This is a genomic window from Methylobacterium fujisawaense (assembly GCF_014138435.1).
Classification (GTDB): domain Bacteria; phylum Pseudomonadota; class Alphaproteobacteria; order Rhizobiales; family Beijerinckiaceae; genus Methylobacterium; species Methylobacterium fujisawaense.
Genome location: NZ_JACJIM010000001.1, coordinates 1,003,836 through 1,023,171, shown reverse-complemented (window position 1 = coordinate 1,023,171; position 19,336 = coordinate 1,003,836). Strand labels below are relative to the sequence as shown.

The window sequence follows — 19,336 nt, the reverse complement described above, 5'->3', positions numbered from 1 at the left end:
TCCGCGTTCGTCTTCTGACCTCGCCGCATGTCCGACTCCTTCGGTCCTCGCTGATCCTCTCAATCAGCTCGGTCCAAAGCCAGCCGGTCAGGTCAGATGTTGCGCATGTGGTCGGCGAGAAGCCGTATCAGGGGCCGGCCCCGCGGCGCGACGATCGACTGGTGTAGCCCCGCGACGTCTCCGACCCGGGTGTCGAACCGCCTTCTCGGCATGATCAAGTTCAACCCGCTCATTCCTTTGGAGCGCGAATGCGACCGCCGCGTCAGGTCGAATAGTCCAATCGCGCCCAGAGCGATCGGGACGTCTCCCTTGGGTGTCACCAGCGCTGTACGACCGGACGCGAACAGGCGAACCAGCACGTGGTCGACGTTCTGCGACCCGATCTGGAAGGGTGTGCGCTCGATCGATTGCGCCGAGGCTCGGATCTCGTTGAGCACGATCCCGCCCACGCGCCAGGAGTGGAACCGGGCGCTGCGCGGCACCGGGACATCCGGGTCCAGCCGCGGGATCACGACGGACGCGACGGCACGCATCCAGGCCTCGCGGCGTTCCGCGTCACTCTCGATCCGGTCGAAGCCCGGGTCGATGGTCTCGGGGGACATGGCGGCAACTCTACGTCCGGGTCCAGGGACTCGCCGGAGCAAGACGACCGGTCAAGGTCCGACAGTCCCAACCTTGTGGACGAAAGCTAACAATCCGGGCGGGACGCATTCCGACATGAACGGGACGCCGTTGGACATAATAGATCTCCGCTGATTGAAAATATTACAGCCGATTAAACTTCGGACGCCCGATAATTCATCGCACGCCGACGCTCCGTGTCGAGCGATGAAGGATCCTGAGACATGTCCTCGTCCATCACCTTGTCCGCGGCGACGCGGCAGAACCTGCTTTCGTTGCAGGACACCGCGGCGCAGGCAGCGACGAACCAGAACCGATTGGCCACCGGCAAGAAGGTCAATTCCGCGCTCGACAGTCCGGTGAACTACTTCACCGCGCAAAGCCTCTCGACGCGGTCCGGTGCCCTCTCCAGCCTGCTCGACGGCATCTCGAACGGCATCCAAACCATCCAGGCCGCCAGCAAGGGCGTCGACACGATCACCAACCTAGTGAAGCAACTTCAGTCGGTGGTCTCGCAGGCCCAGTCGAACGCCGCGCAGAACCTGCCGAAGATCGTCGGGACGCAGGCACTGGCCAGCAGCGGTGAGGCGACTGCGACCGGCAAGAGCCAGCACGACACCGCCCTGGCCAAGACGGTGCTCGGCAGCGCCGTCGTCGCCGCCGACGCCACGCACACGGGTAATCTCGGGGTGGCCGCCGCCACCGCCAACCAGGTGCAGCTTTCGGCGGGCAACAACACCTACACCTACACGATTCAGGCGACGGACACCGTCAACGACGTCGTCAACGCGATCAACAAGAGCGGCATCGCGACCGCCTCGGTGGACTCGAACGGTTTGCTATCCGTCGTCGGCACGGGCTCGGACGCGCTCTCCGTGAACCTGGGCGCCACCAGCGGCACGCCGCCGGCCTTCGCCGCCTCCTCGGCAGGCACCCAGGCCCTGCTGGGTTCGCCGACCGGCGGCACCAGCGGCGTGACCGGTGGCGGGACCTCGGCGCAGCGCTCCGCGCTGGTCTCACAGTTCGAGAACCTGCGGACCCAGATCGACCAGGCCGCGCAGGATGCCGGCTATAACGGCATCAACCTCCTGAACGGCGACAAGCTGTCGATTGCCTTCAACGAGAAGACCGGCACGGCGCAGAGCAACCTGAACGTCCAGAGCAACGCCCTGACCTCGTCCAGCCTCGGCATCGGGCATCTCGCGGACAGCGCGACCGCGCAGACCGGCGGCAATTTCGGCGTCCAGAACAACTCCGACCTGACCAACGCCTCGAACGCCCTGACCAACGCCCTGTCGAGCCTGCAATCGCTGTCCTCGAACCTCGGCTCGAACCTGTCCGTGGTCCAGACCCGACAGGACTTCACGAAGAACATGATCAACGTGCTCGACACGGGCGCGGCCAACCTGACCAACGCGGACATGAACGAGGAGGCGGCGAACTCGCAGGCGCTGTCGACCCGGCAGTCGCTCGGCATCTCGGCCCTGTCTCTGGCCAACACCGCCCAGCAGGGCGTCCTCCAGCTCCTGCGCTGATCCCGCCTCCAAACCTTGCAGCATCGTGCGGGCGGGCCAGGCAGCCCGTCCGAGCGGCCCTCCATCGCCAGTCGAGACCGAGACATGCTCCGTAGATCCGTCATCCCGATCCTTTGCGCCCTCGGCCCCACCCTCGGAGCCTGTTCGGACGAGCCCTCCGAGACGACCATGCGCGCCGCCGCCTTGGGCTTCCTGAACCGGGCCTGGGAGCAGCAGGCGGCTACGGCGAGCCTCATCGGTGGAGCGCGCCGCATCATGCCGATGCCGACCGTCACGTCCTTCCACAAACTCGATTGCGAGGTCTCCCAGGTGGCTCCCGGCCACGTCTGCACGTTCGAAGTCTCCCTCGACGGCAAGCCGCCCGGGCGAGACAAGGCTCGGTTCTACAAGGACGTCGATGGCTTGGTTTACATGGCGGTCGTCGGTCGATGAGACGGCTCCTGCACGTCGTCGTCACCGTCGCGGCGCTGGCACCGCTTCCGGCCCAGCCGGTCGAACCGCTCGGGGCCGCCCTGACATTCCCGCAACTCGTCGCGGGGAACCCCGCCTACCGCATGGCCTGGGACCGCCTGCTCGCCGAGATACCGGCGACCGACCAGAAGGCAACCTTCATGCGAAGCTTGGCCGGACCGGCCACCCCCATGCATGCCGTGGGGGGTGACGGACGTCTGCTCATGGTCGGCACGCTGTGCGAGCCGCGGAACTGCGACGCCAACGACGTGGTCGTGGTCATGATCCCTCCGACCAACCGGATGTACGCGGTCCATCGACGTCGCGTCGACGTCCCGCTCCACCTCCGTTTTCTCGGGCATCCCGATCCCGCCATGCGGGCGATCCTGATCGGACAGGCCAAGCTCGCGGACCGGCCCCAGGCGGCTCGTTAGCCCCCGGCTACCGCCGGGGCGACTGCCCCGACCGGGGCACGACCTCATGTGTTTTGGCCGCCGCGATCTCCGCGCGGATCCATCGCACGATCCGATCCGCGACGCCTTCCCACCCGACGTCGAGCATGAGGTCGTGGCCGATGTCCGGAACGAAGGCCGCCTCGATTTAATGCGCCCGGGCGATCGCCTCGACGGCCCTCCGTACGAGCAGGGCGTCATCCCCAGCTACGAAGGCCATGACCGGCACATCCCGGGGCGGGGGCCTGCGGATCTCCGGGACGAGCATATCGAGGTAGGCCCGGAAGCTCTCGCGGCCGAACGCATGGATGTGGCGACGGCCATGCTCGACGACTCGGTCCGCGAAGAGCAGGAGATCTCGACAGGCTGGAGGTGGAACGCGGGCGGGACCTGCACGGAGCCCCTCGATGATCGCCTTTGGCACGCCCTGACCGCCCACGCGGTCGCTTCACTCGCGGGGCGACGCATCTCGTTCCGGGGCGGTGCCGATCGCTGGCTGGTTCCGACGCATCCCGGGCCCGGCGGCAGCACCGTCGAGGAGATCGAACTCGTAGCGTTTCCGCCCACGCGCGGCGCAGACCGGGGCTATTATCCCGAGGGGGGGGCACCTCACGACAGGGACATTTCTGGAACGGGGGCATCCACTTGGTGAAGCGGGTGTCGATGCGCAGCTGGGGTAAGCTGGCGGGGTGGCGCAAAGACCTCGGACTCAACCTCGACGTTTTCCACCTTCGGGGCTGGCGTCCTTGCGTGCTGCTCCTAGCTCGTCCTGACAACCGGGATGGGTACTAAGCTACCAATCTCATTGTACGCACAGGCTTCCAGCATCTGGGCAATTCAGTAGGCTTTGGAGGGGTTCGTAGCAGCTCGTACATGGATAGCCGCAGAAAAGCATGCGGCGCACATCGAGCTCCGCATGCCAACTGATTCAGGCGATGAGAATGGTAGGTCGAGCGGCCTAGAGGGCAACTTCATCGACACCGAAGGCAGCGAGTTCGATAACCCCTGAGAGGCCCTTGAGATTGCTGCGAGACATTTTATTCTCCTCTAGGTAGCGTTCTTACCGCAGTCGGAATGTAGCCGACCCTGCCCCTTACGACAAGGACCGAAGCCGATATGACCGCACCCGAGATACAGATAGCATTCCAAGGGGGCGGTGCGAAATTCATTGCCATGCTGCCGGTTGCGGAAGCGTTTCAGTTTTGTGAGGCCCATGGCCGCATTCAGATAAAGGCGGTCGCGGGGACATCAGCCGGAGCCATCTGCGCCGCCCTGATAGCCGCTAAATGCGATTTCCCTAGCCTAAGAACCTATCTCGCCGCTGCAGGTTCCGGGCATGTCCGCAAGCTGGTGGGTAATAGCGTCACGCAATTGACCGCGGTCGCTGACGCGACAGGTTGGGCCGCACGAATCAGCGCTGTCTATGGCGCGGCTCCGTTGCTGAAATCCGTGATCCGGACAGGAGACCCCTTATTCAAAGAGGCAGAGTTCGGGGTGTTCCTCGACCAGATACTTGCACACTGCGCCGACAAGGACAAGGTTATCGAGCAACTGGATAAATCGCTTTCGATCGTCACGACAGATCTCGCAAGCTCTGGTGGCAAGATCATCGAGACAGGTAGTATCAAGACGGCATTGCGGGACTCATGCGCGCTGCCGGTTGCTTTTAGATCATTTAAATATCTCTCAATTAACCATCATGTCGACGGTGGTCTATGCGATAATCTTCCCGTAGAATCTCTGACGGACCCGAAAGCCCCAATTTTTGCCGTCTTTCCTGAAGAAACATCTGATCGAAAGCCGATAGACAATGTTTTTATGTATCTGCTGTCCTTGATAGGCGCGGCGATTGACAATAACGTTAAGCGGTCCCGCGCCAAGGTTTCAGACGCGTTTCAGATACCGATACAGACTTCATTTTCGACCTTCGATTTCGAGGAAGCTCTCGTGCTTCTGCGTGATGAAAAGTGGTACGAGAACTTAAAAAACAAGACTATAGATCTTATTACCGATTTTTCCCTGGTCCATGGGCGTATCAATAAATCGACGCAGTACCGTGTAGACGATACAAGAAATCTGTCCGACTACATGGACACCATGGCTATAATGGCGTTGGATCAGGCTGACTATGCTAAAATGACCTCTTCAAGGCTGACTGTTACCATCAATTGCGCTGATACCCGGGAGGATGGCGCTCCGGTCGAGCGGCGTCCCGCGGATAGCGTTACGAAGGAAACTATTTTAATCGTGAAGAGTGATAAATTCAGATGCTTTATAACTTCTTTATATACGCCAAGCAAGGCCCCATCAATTTGGCGGGCATACAATAGAACGAAAAATACAGAGCTTCCTATTAAAGTTTTGTCACTAGATACGCAGCCAGTAAATGCGAACAACAGGCGGTGTCTTGTCGAATTCCTGGGGCCAGACAGTCATATTTCCACCGAAGATGAAATTGAAATATCAGATATCTTTTCTCGAAAAGACGCGATGATAAAGATGAATAGCAGGCGTGAGGAGTTCGCAAGTCTTACCAATCCTTATGGCCACCCCTTGGAGCTCGCTGAGATTGTCGTTGCATATCCTGCAGCGCTCGGGCGGTTTGATCTTGTCAACGACAGTGAAAAGGGCGATGTTGCAGACTCGGATGTCACAATATCTGAGGCAAAATTGGAAGGGTCTGTTTACAAATGCACCATATCTTGCCGAGATCTGGCTCCAAAAAGTAAACTACATTGCCGGATCGTCCCGAGACATTGAGTGTAGTCTTCGGTCTCGCGACGTTGAGCGCGTCGCATGTTCCCCGAAGCACGCCAGCGACAGCGTCGCCCGAAGAGGCAGATATGGTGTCTGACCTAAACACTATGGCGAAGGTGGTTGCTGATTTGTCCCTGCGGCGGACGGCGCTGCCGCTTGGCTGGCGTAGAATTCCTTGAACATATGATGGGCCCTGAGTGCCCGAGGCCGGTAGGGGCCGGACCGCGAGCAACTCGTCACTCTCGACAATGCGAAGCGCTCGGGTACGGTCGGGTGCATCACGGCGTCCGGCTTGATGTCGCGTCCGTTCGGAAGCTCCTCCCAGTTCATTTTGCCAGCCAGGGGGCGCAGGAACCTCCAGATATGGCGCTCGATGGTGTCGTGCATGCCCGCGATCTCGCAGTGCTGGACCCCGTCGGCGCGCGGGTGCCGGCGAAGCTTGTCGTCCTCCATCACCAACGGGTGCGGAAGCGCTCGCGCTTCCGCGACCATCCAGCCCAACGCGATGTCGGAGAGGCGCGACTCCGCCTCGGGATAGCTGCCGCCGATGTCGGAATGGTTGCCCGCGAACCATACTTGGCGGAAGGTCGGCGGGCCGCCCGGGACTGGATCCTGCGCCTGTCCGCCCCACGGGACCCGGTCGAAATCGGCGCGGGTCTCGTCGATCGCGTTGGCGGAGCGGGCGAAACGCACGGAGCGACTGAGAAGGCGGTCGTAGTACCCGGCGCGCCAAACGGCGAAATGCCAGTTCGGGACCCAGCGCCTCCATCCGGTCCGCTCAGGGTACCAAGTCGTCTTCAGGTGGGCGCCGACCCAGCGCCAGCCGGAAAATGCCGCCGCGGCCAAGCCGATCGCCAGAAGGCTCGGGCGGAATGGGAAACCGAAGATTAGGTTCGCCAAGCCGGCGGCGGCCGCGACGGCGCCCAAGCCGAGCAGGAGGAGCCCGGCGCCGATGGCAAAGCGACGGAAGCCCCTCGCGCCGAGGGCGGCCACCGTATCGAAGACGCCGATGAAATAAGGCGCAGCGTTGGAGCCGTCAGGATCCTCCGCCGCGTTCGATCCATACCTCATCCGGAAGCGACGCGCCTGCTCGAAGCGATCGGCCTCGTAGAGGCCCCGTGGCTTTCCGGCCCCCTGCTCCAGGACCTTCGATACCGCCTCGTCCGCGATGTCGCGGACCTGCTTCCGGAAACGCCGGAGCGGACCGGCCGGCGTCCTGGTCGGGATCCCGCACAGCATCAGGAGATTGGCGAGGCAGCGGACCGTGTAGGCCCCGCGGCTGAAGCCCACGAGGTAGATCCGGTCCCCTGGCTCGTAGTGATCGAGAATGAACGCGTAACAGTCGGCGACGTTGGCGGTGATGCCTTGGCCGGTGACGGAGGCGAGGAGCTTCTGCAGGAACCGAACCGGCGCCGTGATGGCCGTGGCGCCGGCGTCCGTCCCCAGGCCCGGATCGTAGAAGGCGACCTGCGCAGCCGGGTCGATCCCCGTTTCCGGCCCGACCTTGGCGGAGCGATACATCTTGTAGACGTTGCTAACCCGCTGTTCGGGTCGGATCCCACCGTCCTGGCCGGTCCCGTCCGAGAAGACCACGATGTTCTTCGGCATGGCTCCCCCGACGGTCAGCGCCACTGGAGCGGCTGCATCAGGAGTTCCCAGAGATACTCCCCGGCCCCCTCCTGCGTCAGCTTCCGCTTCTCGTCCGAACGGCCGAGGTGGGGCATTCCGCTCGGACGAAGGAAAAGGCCCTGCTCGTCGCCTTCGACGGCGATATGCTCGTTGAAGCTGTTGCCTGTTGCTTGGTCGTTCGCGGCCCAGCTGATCCCGCGTCCGAACATGCCCCCGCGCACGATCGAGCCGCGGGACACCGCTTTTCCGTCACGATAGATCGCCGCCGTGAACCGGTTGCCGTCGATGCGGCGGAAGGTGGTGTCGATGCCCTCGTTGCGCTCCTTCAGCTCCTGGAGCGAGTTCTCGAAGAAGCGGGCGAGGTACTCGAAGCTGTCGTCCAGAAAGCGGTCGTGATCGACCTCGGCGAAGGTCTTGCGCAAGCGCAGGTTGCTGGAGCGGGGGCCCTGGGGGGCCATCGGCATCGGCCCCGTCGGAACGGGATCCCGGGGCCTGGCAGCTCCCGCCTGCGGTAGGGCGGCACGGATCTTCTGCGCGACGTCGAGGAACGCCTCGTCGAGATCGGGCCACGACCTGATCGGCTTGCCGTCGCGCGGTATGCCAAGGAGCTTGCCGAACGGCAGGGGATGCCAATCGCAGGCACGGAGGATCACCGGGATGACCCTGGCCTCGCCGCGTTCGTGCCGCTCCAGGGCCCGCGTCATCTCGATGCCGTAGCAGTAGTCCGAAGCGATGAAATCGGGAGATACGAGCAGCAGGATCACGTCGGCCCGTTCGAGTTCGCCGCGCACCCCGGCGTCGAAATCGTCGCCGGCGATCAGGCGGCGGTCGTGCCAAGCCTCGATAAGGCCCTGCCGCTTGAGGGCCGCGAGCGCGATCTCCAACCTATCGCGCAATCCCTCGTCGACGTGGGAATAGGAGAAGAAGACGGTCGCCATGGCAGCCCCTTCTCGACCGGGAGCCGAAATCCCTGGACGAGCTTGTCAGGAGGCAACGACGCCGTTCCTAGTTCGTTCCGGTTGGGTCCGAAGGATCGCGCAACCGAACCTACGATCAGGATCGCTCGGCGAAATTCGTTTCTGATCGATGGGTCACGTCTCGCGGGTCCGAAGGACAAACCAATCGAGCCTGTGGATTTTCGCGCGGGCCCTGGGTCTCAAATGCCGTTGGCCGTGGGTCCTATTGGGTCTTATTCATGGGACTTAAATTTACAAGTCCCTGCCACCATTGGGCTTTTCCCTGCGAGAAAAGCCTGGTGGAGCTGAGGGGATTCGAACCCCTGACCTCCGCAGTGCGATTGCGGCGCTCTCCCATCTGAGCTACAGCCCCGTCGAGGCGCCGGCCTTGTAGGCGCGGGCGGCTCAGCCTGTCAATTCCCTGTTTCAACGTCGCCCGCCGCGCGCCGCTCCGGCGCTGGGGTGCGGGCGCCCCGAGGATAGCGCGCGGACCTGCATGAACGCCCTGATCTGGCTCTTCGACACGGTCGTCCAGCTTTTCATCTATGTCCTCATCGCAAGCGCGGTTCTCAGCTGGCTGGTGGCGTTCAACGTGGTGAACGTGCGCAACCCGATCGTCGCGCAGATCGGCGAGGTGCTCTACCGGCTGACCGAGCCGGTGCTGCGGCCGATCCGCAACCTGCTGCCCAATCTCGGCGGCGTCGACATCTCGCCGATCATCCTGATCCTGCTGCTGCTGTTCATCAGCCGCCTGCTGCACGAGTACGCCGTGCCCGCAACCTACGTTTACGCGCAGTAGGACCGAACGCCCGTGAAGACGAATCCCGGCCGCTTCTTCGAGGATTTCCGCCTCGGCGAGACCATCCGCCACGCCACCCCGCGCACCGTGACGGTGGGCGACGTGGCGCTCTACACCGGCCTCTACGGGCCGCGCTTCGCCGTGCAGTCGTCGGACGCCTTCGCCCGGGCCATCGGCTACCCGAAGAGCCCGCTCGACGACCTGCTCACCTTCCACATGGTGTTCGGCAAGACCGTCCCGGACGTCTCGCTGAACGCGCTGGCCAATCTCGGCTACGCGGAGGGCGGGTTCCGGCGGCCGGTCTATCCGGGCGAGACGCTCTCCACCGTGTCGGAGGTGATCGGCCTCAAGGAGAGCTCGAACCGCCAGACCGGCGTGGTCTATGTCCGCTCGGTGGGCTCCGACGAGCGCGGCGAGACCGTGCTGAGCTATTGCCGCTGGGTCCTCGTGCGCAAGCGCGACCCCGAGGCGGCCATCGCCGAGGAGCACGTGCCGAGCCTCGCCAAGGTGGTCGACCCGCAGGATCTCGCGGGCGCCCTGCCGAAGCTCTCGGCCGCCGCCTACGACACCGACCTCGCCGGCAGCCCGCACCGCTTCGCGGATTACGCGGTCGGTGAGAAGATCGACCACGTCGACGGCATGACCGTCGAGGAGGCCGAGCACCAGATCGCCACGCGCCTGTTCCAGAACACCGCCAAGGTGCATTTCGACGGGCTGGCCGCCAAGGACACCCGGTTCGGCCGGCGCCTGATCTACGGCGGCCACGTCATCTCGCTCGCCCGGGCGCTGAGCTTCAACGGGCTCGGCAACGCCTTCGCCCTCGCGGGCATCAATGCCGGCCGCCACGTGGCACCGCTGTTTGCCGGCGACACGGTCTATGCCTGGAGCGAGGTGCTGGCCACAGCCGATGTCGGCCGCGACGATGTCGGGCTCCTGCGCCTGCGGACGGTCGCCACCAAGAATCAGTCTTGCGGCGCCTTCCCGGACCGCGCGGGCGACGGCTACGACCCGGCGGTGATTCTCGACCTCGACTACTGGGCCTTCGTCCCGAAGTAGGGGGCCGATCAGGGGGCCGCCTCCCGGCACCGCCGGGCGGCGGTGCCGGGAGAGACCGCCTCAGCGGATCCCGCCGCCGACCACGCCCGCCTCGACCGCCAGCGAGAGGCGGTCCGTGACCGCCCACTCGACGCCGACGCCCGCGACCGGCCGCACCGCGATGTCCTGGCGCGTGAACGGCAGCGACCCCGGGGTCGGCCCGACGCGCAGCGTCTGGTGCAGGGCCAGGGCGCCGGTCTTGGCGTAGACCAGCACGTCCGGCGCGACGAGGGTGCCGACCTTCACCTCCAGGGACCCGGCGAAGTCGTTGGAATAGGCGAGCCGCCCGAAGCCCGGCGTGAGGGTGCCGTCGAGCCCGGCCAGGTAATCGAACCCGCCGCTGATGCCGTAGAGGATCGGGCCCTCCTGCCACATCCGGCCGCCCTCGAACCCGATCGTCGGGCCCGAATAACTGCCGAAATGCCGGGACGTGCTGACCGCGTAGCCGGTCGAGAGGCGCGCGTAGGAGCCGGTCCAGCGGCCATACGCGTCCTCAGGCATCTGCGGCCAGGCGAAGGAGGGCAGCGGCGCGAAGCCGATGGACGGCCAGAACGGCGCCTGGGCGGCGGCGGGACCCGCCGGGAGACACGCGGCCCCGAGCCCGAGACCGGCCCCGAGCGCGAGACCGGCCGCGAGGCGGCTGAACGGACGGGAATCGGCGCGTCTGATCATCCCGCCATCCTAGCCGAAGCTCCCCGCCCGCGACAGGCGGAACCCGCGCACCCGCGGGATCGTGCGCGGCGCGCCGGGGCCGGCGTGCTCAGCAGGCGGCGACGTTGACCGCGAGGCCGCCCAGGGAGGTTTCCTTGTACTTGGCCTGCATGTCGTGCCCGGTCTGGCGCATGGTCTCGATGACCTGGTCGAGGCTCACGAAATGCACCCCGTCACCGTGCAGCGCCAGGGAGGCGGCGGCCACCGCCTTGTTGGCGCCGAAGGCGTTGCGTTCGATGCAGGGGATCTGCACCAGGCCGCCGATCGGGTCGCAGGTCATGCCGAGATGGTGCTCCATGGCGATCTCGGCGGCGTTGGCCACCTGGGGCGGCTCGCCCCCGAGGATCGCGGCGAGGCCCGCCGCCGCCATGGCCGAGGCCGAGCCGACCTCGCCCTGGCACCCGACCTCGGCGCCCGAGATCGAGGCCCGGCGCTTGATCAGCCCGCCGATGGCCGCGGCGGTGAGGAGGTAGTCGCGGCCGCGCGACTCGCTCCAGCCGGGGCAGAAATCCACGATGTAGCGCAGCACCGCGGGGACGATCCCGGCCGCACCGTTGGTCGGCGCCGTGACGATGCGGCCGCCGGAGGCGTTCTCCTCGTTCACCGCCAGGGCGAACAGGCTGATCCAGTCCATGATCTCGTGGGCCGGACGGCTGTTGGACAGCCGGTTCGCTTCGAGCGTCGCGTGGAGCCGCTTGGCGCGCCGCCGCACCTTGAGGCCGCCCGGCAGCTCGCCGTCCATGCGCAGACCCCGGGCGATGCAGGCGAGCATGGCGTCGCGGATGGCATCGAGCCCGGCCTCGATCTCCGCGTCGGAGCGCAGGGCGCGCTCGTTGGCCATCTGGACCTGCGGAATCGTCAGGCCGGTCTCGGCGCAGGTCCGCAGGAGGTCGGCGCCGCTCTCGAACGGATACGGCAGCGCCACCGCGTCCAGGCCGGCGGTGCCGGGCTCGTCCTCTTCTTCCACGAAGCCGCCGCCCACGGAGTAGCAGACCACCTCGTCCAGAAGCCCGCCGGCAGGATCGTAGGCGCGAAAGCGCATGCCGTTGGTGTGGCGCGGCAGCACCTCGGTGAAGTTGAAGAGAAGGTCCCGCGTGCCATCGAAGGCAATGCCGGGCAGGCCGAGGGCGCCGGTCTCGGCGAGGGCCTGCGTGTAACCGGCCACGGCGTCGGGATCGACGGTGGCGGGCTCGTGCCCCAGGAGGCCGAGGTAGATCGCCACGTCGGTGCCGTGGCCGCGCCCGGTCCAGGCGAGGGAGCCGAAGATCTCCGCGCTCACCCGCGCGACGCCGGACCGGCCGGCGACGCGGTCGCGGAAGCGGCGCGCGGCGACCATCGGGCCGATCGTGTGCGAACTCGACGGGCCGATCCCGATCTTGAACAGATCGAAGGCGCTGATCATGGCGTGGCGTCTCTCCCTATCGGCCCGGGCCCCGGACGCGGCCCTGCAGGAAGCCGGCCATGCGGGTCCCGCAGGAACGCCCGCCGGGTCCGCGCCGCGGCCGCCGGCCGGGAGCCGACGGCGGGAGGCGTGATCGCGGCGCGGACGGGCGCTCAGATCTTCCCGTCGAGGCCCATCTGGTAGTACTTGTGCACGATCTTGTCCTGGTTCTCGAGGAGCCAGTCGATCGAGGGCTCGTTGGTCATGGCCTTGCGGATGGCCTCGGTCATGCCGCGGCGCTGGATGTCGAACAGCGCCTTGTGGTCGACATGCTGCGCCTCGATGACGCCGGGGCTGAGCCAGACCGAGCAGATGATGCCGAGATCGTTGGCCTTGTGCTTGGGGATGTAGCCCGCCCGCACGGCGTCGAGGACGCCGTTGGCGATGGCGAACTGCACGGTGCCCATCAGGATCGAGGTGTACTTGCTCTCGGTGACGCTGACCTTGGACACGCAGAGCGTGACCGGGCGGACCATGATGTCGGTGTTCAGCAGGGCGAAGACGCGGCTGTGGCCGACGACCTGATCGCCGGTCAGCGTGGCGAGGGCGGTGCCGACCGGCCCGTCGAGTTCGCCGATGATGACCTCGGGCTCCGAGGCGGTGTTGGGCGGCCCGCCCGCCACCAGGGCCTCGCCGGCCCGCAGGATGATGCGTTCGTTCATGCTGTCCCTCGTGGAGATCGGGCGATCCGGCTCTGCCCGACGGCGCGGCTCCTATCACCGGCCCGCTGCGCCTGTCGACGCGGACCCGGCCGCAGCCGCAGCCGCAGCCGCGCCGATCCGGCCGCCCGCGCACGGCCTTGCGCGTCGCGGTCGGTCCGCGCGCCGCCCGGGGCCGCTCCGAGGCGCAGGGGAGAGGGCGACGCAGGGGAGAAGGCGACGCAGGCGGGTGGCGGCGGCCGGGCGCCGCCACCCGCCGCGATCAGTCGCGCACGACGACCTTGGTGCCGACCCGGACCCGGTCGTAGAGGTCGACCACGTCCTTGTTGGTCATGCGGATGCAGCCCGACGAGACCGCCGCCCCCATCGTCTCCGGCTCGTTCGAGCCGTGGATGCGGTAGAGCGAGGAGCCGAGATAGAGGGCGCGGGCGCCCAGCGGGTTGTCCTGGCCGCCGGCCATGTAGCGCGGCAGGTCCGGGCGGCGGGCCAGCATCTGCTGCGGCGGGCGCCAATCCGGCCATTCCTTCTTCATGGTGACGGTCTTGGTGCCCGACCACGAGAAGCCCTGCCGGCCGACGCCGACGCCGTAGCGGACCGCCGCGCCGCCGCCCAGCACGTAGTAGAGCCGGCGCTGGCGCGTCGAGACCACGATCGTCCCGGGCTTCTCCTTGCCGGTCCACGCCACGGTCTCGCGGGGGATCGCCTGGCTGCGGAAGACGTTGAGGAAGTCCGCGATGGGGCCCCTGTCCAGCGGGTTGGCCAGCGCGGGGGCGCTTCCAAGCAGCAACCCCGCGAGCCCGAGCAGCGCGATCCGTCTCGGCATGGTCTCCATCCTCCGTCCGTCGTGGCGCAGACCTTCGCGGTGCCCTGCGCGCATCGGGCGAGCCGGCCCGGACTTCACGGCAAGGTTGAGGCCGGGCCGTCGGGATGTGCACTTCCGGGCGTAGCTGTGTGCTGCATGCAACACTCCGCGGACGCCGCGACGCCGTGGGTGATTGCGCCCGGCGACAGCCGTGCTTATCTCAGATCCGTGATCCGATCCGCCGCCCTTCTGGCCCGCCGTGTCGCGGCCTTGCCGGACCGCCTCGCCCGGGGCCTCGCCGTGCTGGCGCTGCTCGTCCTCGCGGCGGCCGCAATGGCCGCCGTGCCGGCACGGGCCCAATCCGCGCGGCCGGAGGGCCCGGCCTGCGCGATCACGAGCCCGCGCCTCTCGGTTCTGTCGGGCACGCCGGACGCGCAACCCGAGGCCAAGCGGTCCGTCTTCGGCCGCACCGATCTCTGCGCCGCCGACAGCGAGATCCTCACCGAACTGGGGCTGCCGCGCCCGCCGGTCGAGGCGCCGCGGCCCCGTCACACTCTTTCCGCATCGTTCGAATACAGGTCCGACATCCTGCCGGCTTCCGCGCCGGACGGTTCGCCGCACCGGCCTCCCCGCTTGGCCTGACGCGCGCCCCGGCCCTGGCGGCCGGCGAGGATGCGCGCCTGTCCTGATCTCCGTCCGACCGGCCTCGTGACCGGTCCCGAGATCTGCCACGACGATGCGCGGGTCCATGCTCCGCGCCAGCCTCAGCAGACGCATGTTTTCAGGAGCGTCGGAAATCGTGACCCGCACTCTGTCCGTCAGAACCTCATCCTCTCGCCGCCGTCCGGGCCGGGCCAGGACCGTCCTGCCCGCGGCCCTGCTTCTGCTCGGCCTCGCGGCCTGCAACCCGAAGCAGGTGGCCGCGCCGGCGCCGCCGGTGCCCGAGGTCGGCTTCGTCAAGGTCGAGCCCCAGGCGATCCCCTATCTCCGCGACCTGCCGGGCCGTGTCGCGCCCATGCGCATCGCCGAGGTCCGCTCCCGGGTCTCCGGGCTCGTGGTGAAGCGGCTCTTCGAGCAGGGCAGCCAGGTCAAGGAAGGCGACATCCTCTACAAGATCGACCCGGCGCCCTATCAGGTCGAGCTCGCCAGCGCCGAGGCGGCGCTCGCACGTCAGGAGGCCGCCCTCGTGCTGGCCCGGCAGCAGGCCGACCGGCTCGAGCAGCTGCTGACGCGGGCCACCGCCAGCCAGGCCCAGTACGATGCCGCCTTCGCGGCCAAGAAGCAGGCCGAGGCGGAGGTCGCCGGCGCCAAGGCGGCCCGCGACCGGGCGCAGCTCAACCTCGGCTGGACCGACGTGCGCGCGCCGATCACCGGCCGGATCGGCCGGGCGCTGCTCACCGAGGGCACCCTGATCGAGCCGGGCTCCACGGGGGCGCTCGCCACGATCCAGCAGCTCGACCCGATCTACGTCGACATCACCCAGTCGGTGGGCGAATTGAACCGCCTGCGCCGGGATCTCGCCAGCGGGGAGCTGGCGCGGCTGGAGGAGAACACCGCCAACGTCCACCTGATCATGGATGACGGCTCTCTCTACCCGCTGGCCGGCCGGCTCCTGTTCTCGGACGTCACCGCCGATCCGAGCACCGGCCAAGTGACCCTGCGGGTGCAGTTCCCCAACCCGCACGACGAGCTGTTTCCCGGCATGTACGTGCGGGCGCGGATCAAGCAGGGCATCGATTCCGACGCCATCGCGGTGCCGCAGCAGGCGATCCAGCGCACCGACGACGGCCGCGCCGAGGTCTGGGTGGTGCGCGCCGACGAGACGGTCATGCGCCAGCCCGTCGAGGTCGGGCCGGTGGTCGGGCAGAACTGGCTGATCCGCTCGGGGCTGAAGGCCGGCGAGCGGGTCGTGATCGACGGCTTCCAGAAGATCACCGTCGGCGCCAAGGTGAAGCCCCGCGACCAGACGCCGGTCCACGGCGAGACCGGTCCGAAGCACGATACCGACGAGGCCCCCGACGCCTCGGGTGACAAGGCGGAGGTCGCGCCGCGGGCCGCCGCCGTCCAGCCGCGCCACTGAGCCGGGAGAGCCCGATCATGGCACGCTTCTTCATCGACCGGCCGGTCTTCGCCTGGGTCGTGGCCCTGTTCATCTGCCTGGGCGGGGCCCTCGCCATCCCGAACCTGCCGGTGGCGCAGTACCCGGTGATCGCCCCGCCCTCCATCGCCCTGTCCACGGCCTATCCGGGGGCCTCGGTGGAGAGCCTCTACATCGGCACCACCCGGCTCATCGAGGATGAGCTGAACGGCGCGGCCAACATCATGAGCTTCGAGTCGACCACCGACTCGTTCGGCTCGGTGAACATCACCGCCACGTTCCAGCCCGGCACCGACCCGTCGCTCGCCTCCGTGGAGGTCCAGAACCGGCTGAAGCGCGTCGAGGCGCGCCTTCCGGCGGAGGTGCGCCAGCAGGGCATCCTGGTGGAGGAGGCCTCGGCCGCGACCCTCAACATCATCACCCTCGTCTCCAAGGACGGGTCGATGGACGAGGTGGGCTTGGGCGACTTCCTGATCCGCAACGTCATCAACGAGATCCGGCGCATCCCCGGCGTCGGCCGCGCGACGCTCTACTCCACGGAGCGGTCGCTGCGCGTCTGGGTCGATCCCGACAAGCTGCGCGGCCTCTCGCTCAGCGCCTCGGACGTCACCGAGGCGATCCGCAACCAGAACGTCCAGGTCGCGTCCGGGGCGGTCGGCGCCCAGCCGAGCCCGACCCGGCAATCGCTGACCATGCCGATCATCGTGAAGGGCCAGCTCGGCACCATCGAGGAGTTCGGCGCGGTCGTGCTGCGGGCCAATCCCGACGGCTCGAACGTGCGCCTGCGCGACGTCGCCCGGATCGAACTCGGCGGCGACGCCTACCAGTTCTCCACCCGCCTGAACGGCGGCCCCGCCGCCGGCATCTCGGTGACGCTCGCCCCCGACGGCAACGCCCTCGAGACGGCCCGGGCGATCCGCGCCAAGATGGTGGAGCTGTCCCAGTTCTTCCCGCCGGACCTGAAGTGGGACATCCCCTACGACATCACCCCGGCGGTGGAAGCCTCCATCGAGAAGGTGCTGCACACGCTGGTCGAGGCGGTGGTGCTGGTCTTCCTGGTGATGTTCCTGTTCCTGCAGAACATCCGCTACACCCTGATCCCCACCATCGTGGTGCCGATCGCCCTCATGGGCACCGTCACGGTGATGTGGATCTCGGGCTTCTCGGTGAACGTGCTCACCATGTTCGGCATGGTGCTGGCCATCGGCATCCTGGTCGACGACGCCATCGTGGTGGTGGAGAACGTCGAGCGGATCATGAACGAGGAGGGGCTGCCCCCCAAGGAGGCCACCAAGAAGGCCATGGGGCAGATCACCGGGGCGATCATCGGCATCACCCTGGTGCTGATGGCCGTGTTCATCCCGATGGCGTTCTTCCCCGGCTCGGTGGGCATCATCTACCGGCAGTTCTCGATCGCGATGGTGACCTCCATCGCCTTCTCGGCGCTGCTCGCCCTGTCGCTGACGCCGGCCCTCTGCGCGACCTTCCTGAAGCCGATCGAGAAGGGCCACGGCCACGCCAAGGGCGGCGTGTTCGGGATGTTCAACCGGTTCGTCGACCGGGAGACCGCCCGCTACGGCCGCGGCACCCAGTGGTTCATCCGGAAATCCGGCCGGGTGATGCTGGTCTACCTCGCGCTGGTCGCCGGCACCGCCTACGCCTTCGTGAACCTGCCGGAGGGCTTCCTGCCGGTGGAGGATCAGGGCTTCTTCACGGTCGACATCCAGACGCCGCCGGGCGCCTCCTACAACCGCACCCAGGAGGCGGTCCGCAAGGTCGAGGAGCACCTGCTGGCCCAGCCCGGCGTCGCCACCGTGACCATGCTCAACGGCTTCTCCTTCTCGGGCCAGGCCCCGAGCACCAGCCAGGCCTTCGTCACCCTCAAGCCCTGGTCCGAGCGCGACGCCAAGAACTCGGCCGCCGCCCTCGTCGCCGGCACCAACGCGGCGCTCGCCAATTACCGCGACGCCACGGTGGACGCCCAGGAACCGCCGCCCGTGGACAATCTCGGCAACGCGGCGGGCTTCTCGTTCCGCCTGCAGGACCGGGCCAACCGCGGCTACGCGGCCCTGCTCTCGGCCCAGGAGCAGCTGCTCAAGCTCGCGCAGCAGAGCCCGATCCTCCAGAAGGTGAAGATCGAGGGCCTGCCGCCGACCCCGCAGGCGGAGCTGGTGATCGACCGCGAGAAGGCGGCGGCCCTGGGCGTGAAGTTCGAGGACATCAACGCCACGATCCAGCTCAACCTCGGCTCGGTCTATCCGAACGACTTCCCCAACCGGGGCAAGATGCAGCGCGTCTACGTGCAGGCCGAGCAGCTCCAGCGCATGAACGCGTCGGACATCCTCAACTACGCGGTCAAGAACGCCGGCGGCACGATGGTGCCGATGTCGTCCTTCGCGGAGCTGAAATGGGGCATGGGGCCGAGCCAGATCGTCGGCTTCAACGGCTACCAGTCGGTGCGCTTCACCGGCGAGCCGAACCCCGGCTACACGTCGGGCGACGCCATCGCCGAGATGGAGCGGCTGATGCTCCAGCTGCCCAAGGGCTTCGGCTACGCCTGGACCGGCCAGTCCTACCAGGAGAAGCAGGCGGGCAGCCAGGCGAGCCTGCTGCTCGCCCTCTCGGTGCTGATCGTGTTCCTGTGCCTCGCCGCGCTCTACGAGAGCTGGGCGATCCCGGTCTCGGTCATGCTGGTGATCCCGCTCGGCGTGATCGGATCCGTGGCGGCCGTCTACCTGCGCGGCATGCCCAACGACGTCTACTTCAAGATCGGGTTGATCACGATCATCGGCCTCTCGGCCAAGAACGCCATCCTGATCGTGGAATTCGCCAAGGACCTCTGGAAGCCCGGAACCTCGGTGATCCGGGCGGCGGTGGACGCCGCCACGCTCCGGTTCCGGCCGATCGTGATGACCTCGCTGGCCTTCATCTTCGGCGTGGTGCCGCTGGCCATCGCCACCGGCGCCGCCTCGAAGAGCCAGCAGGCGATCGGCACCGGCGTGATGGGCGGCATGATCACCGCCACCGTGCTGGCGGTGTTCTTCGTGCCGGTCTTCTTCGTCGTCGTCATGCGCCTGTTCCGGCGCAAGGCGGTGGCGGAGGGCGAGCGGGCGGACGCGGAGACGCGGCACGAGCCGGCGCGGGTGGCGGCCGAGTAGGCCGGCGCGCTCGCGCCCCGGCCCATGCAACGCGCGACGCGCCCCCTCTCCCGCACGGGGGAGGAGGCGCGCGCTTCCATGCGCGAGGGCCGTCCCGGTCCCGCCTGCCGCGCGATGGCGGCGCCTCGGCCGTCGATCGAGGACGATAGGAGGCGGGAAAAACGCGTTCGGGC

Annotated in this window: 17 protein-coding genes and 1 tRNA gene; 10 read left to right on the top strand and 8 right to left on the bottom strand. The window is 67.2% G+C overall.

Features of this window, described 5'->3' with window-relative positions; translation table 11 throughout:
* Nucleotides 1-92: 92 nt before the first annotated feature.
* Nucleotides 93-602, bottom strand: a complete 510-nt coding sequence (locus GGQ91_RS04895) for a cupin domain-containing protein (RefSeq protein ID WP_182591467.1) — start codon at nt 600-602, stop codon at nt 93-95.
* 243 nt (nt 603-845) lie between these two features.
* On the opposite strand from GGQ91_RS04895, the gene GGQ91_RS04890 reads away from it, so the two are divergent.
* The 5 genes from GGQ91_RS04890 to GGQ91_RS04870 all read left to right on the top strand — a co-directional run bounded on the left by GGQ91_RS04890 (nt 846) and on the right by GGQ91_RS04870 (nt 5,818).
* Nucleotides 846-2,156 (top strand): flagellin N-terminal helical domain-containing protein, encoded by a 1,311-nt coding sequence (locus GGQ91_RS04890; RefSeq protein WP_182591466.1) that lies wholly within the window; start codon nt 846-848, stop codon nt 2,154-2,156.
* A gap of 84 nt (nt 2,157-2,240) precedes the next feature.
* Complete coding sequence (locus tag GGQ91_RS04885) at nt 2,241-2,588, top strand: hypothetical protein (RefSeq protein WP_182591465.1); 348 nt, start codon at nt 2,241-2,243, stop codon at nt 2,586-2,588.
* Nucleotides 2,585-3,040 carry an Ivy family c-type lysozyme inhibitor gene (locus tag GGQ91_RS04880; protein ID WP_182591464.1) on the top strand — a complete coding sequence of 152 codons (456 nt, stop codon included), beginning with the start codon at nt 2,585-2,587 and terminating at the stop codon, nt 3,038-3,040. The genes GGQ91_RS04885 and GGQ91_RS04880 overlap by 4 nt, the downstream gene beginning before the upstream one ends.
* A 46-nt stretch (nt 3,041-3,086) precedes the next feature.
* Nucleotides 3,087-3,710 carry a hypothetical protein gene (locus GGQ91_RS04875; RefSeq protein WP_182591463.1) on the top strand — a complete coding sequence of 208 codons (624 nt, stop codon included), beginning with the start codon at nt 3,087-3,089 and terminating at the stop codon, nt 3,708-3,710.
* A 464-nt stretch (nt 3,711-4,174) separates the two neighbouring features.
* The gene (locus tag GGQ91_RS04870; RefSeq protein ID WP_182591462.1) at nt 4,175-5,818 is read left to right on the top strand and encodes a patatin-like phospholipase family protein; all 1,644 of its coding nucleotides are present in this window, start codon (nt 4,175-4,177) and stop codon (nt 5,816-5,818) included.
* A 102-nt stretch (nt 5,819-5,920) separates the two neighbouring features.
* Here GGQ91_RS04870 and GGQ91_RS04865 read toward each other — a convergent pair whose 3' ends face one another.
* The 3 genes from GGQ91_RS04865 to GGQ91_RS04855 form a co-directional block, all read right to left on the bottom strand.
* A complete protein-coding gene (locus tag GGQ91_RS04865) occupies nt 5,921-7,423 on the bottom strand; it encodes a DUF2235 domain-containing protein (RefSeq protein WP_182591461.1) in 1,503 nt (500 codons plus the stop codon).
* Between the two features lie 14 nt (nt 7,424-7,437).
* Nucleotides 7,438-8,382, bottom strand: a complete 945-nt coding sequence (locus GGQ91_RS04860; protein ID WP_182591460.1) for a toll/interleukin-1 receptor domain-containing protein — start codon at nt 8,380-8,382, stop codon at nt 7,438-7,440.
* Between the two features lie 315 nt (nt 8,383-8,697).
* Nucleotides 8,698-8,773: transfer RNA gene (locus GGQ91_RS04855), tRNA-Ala, on the bottom strand.
* A 123-nt stretch (nt 8,774-8,896) separates the two neighbouring features.
* Here GGQ91_RS04855 and GGQ91_RS04850 point away from each other — a divergent pair.
* Nucleotides 8,897-9,199 (top strand): YggT family protein, encoded by a 303-nt coding sequence (locus GGQ91_RS04850; RefSeq protein ID WP_010684838.1) that lies wholly within the window; start codon nt 8,897-8,899, stop codon nt 9,197-9,199.
* Between the two features lie 12 nt (nt 9,200-9,211).
* Nucleotides 9,212-10,255: a MaoC family dehydratase gene (locus GGQ91_RS04845; protein ID WP_043379397.1), complete on the top strand. Its 1,044-nt coding sequence runs from the start codon at nt 9,212-9,214 to the stop codon at nt 10,253-10,255.
* Between the two features lie 60 nt (nt 10,256-10,315).
* Here GGQ91_RS04845 and GGQ91_RS04840 read toward each other — a convergent pair whose 3' ends face one another.
* The 4 genes from GGQ91_RS04840 to GGQ91_RS04825 form a co-directional block, all read right to left on the bottom strand.
* On the bottom strand, nt 10,316-10,966 hold the full coding sequence (locus GGQ91_RS04840) for an outer membrane protein (RefSeq protein ID WP_182591459.1): 651 nt from the start codon (nt 10,964-10,966) through the stop codon (nt 10,316-10,318).
* Between the two features lie 88 nt (nt 10,967-11,054).
* Nucleotides 11,055-12,407, bottom strand: a complete 1,353-nt coding sequence (locus GGQ91_RS04835; RefSeq protein ID WP_043759710.1) for an L-serine ammonia-lyase — start codon at nt 12,405-12,407, stop codon at nt 11,055-11,057.
* A 152-nt stretch (nt 12,408-12,559) separates the two neighbouring features.
* Nucleotides 12,560-13,108: a formaldehyde-activating enzyme gene (locus GGQ91_RS04830; RefSeq protein WP_043353007.1), complete on the bottom strand. Its 549-nt coding sequence runs from the start codon at nt 13,106-13,108 to the stop codon at nt 12,560-12,562.
* Between the two features lie 259 nt (nt 13,109-13,367).
* Nucleotides 13,368-13,928, bottom strand: a complete 561-nt coding sequence (locus GGQ91_RS04825) for a L,D-transpeptidase (RefSeq protein WP_043379390.1) — start codon at nt 13,926-13,928, stop codon at nt 13,368-13,370.
* 207 nt (nt 13,929-14,135) lie between these two features.
* On the opposite strand from GGQ91_RS04825, the gene GGQ91_RS04820 reads away from it, so the two are divergent.
* From GGQ91_RS04820 to GGQ91_RS04810, 3 genes are all read left to right on the top strand, one after another.
* Nucleotides 14,136-14,549, top strand: coding sequence for a hypothetical protein (locus GGQ91_RS04820; RefSeq protein WP_043379479.1), 414 nt, complete (start codon nt 14,136-14,138; stop codon nt 14,547-14,549).
* Nucleotides 14,550-14,706: 157 nt separating this feature from the next.
* Nucleotides 14,707-15,987, top strand: a complete 1,281-nt coding sequence (locus tag GGQ91_RS04815; protein WP_236952749.1) for an efflux RND transporter periplasmic adaptor subunit — start codon at nt 14,707-14,709, stop codon at nt 15,985-15,987.
* A 17-nt stretch (nt 15,988-16,004) separates the two neighbouring features.
* On the top strand, nt 16,005-19,163 hold the full coding sequence (locus tag GGQ91_RS04810; protein WP_043379387.1) for a multidrug efflux RND transporter permease subunit: 3,159 nt from the start codon (nt 16,005-16,007) through the stop codon (nt 19,161-19,163).
* The last annotated feature ends 173 nt before the right edge of the window (nt 19,164-19,336 follow it).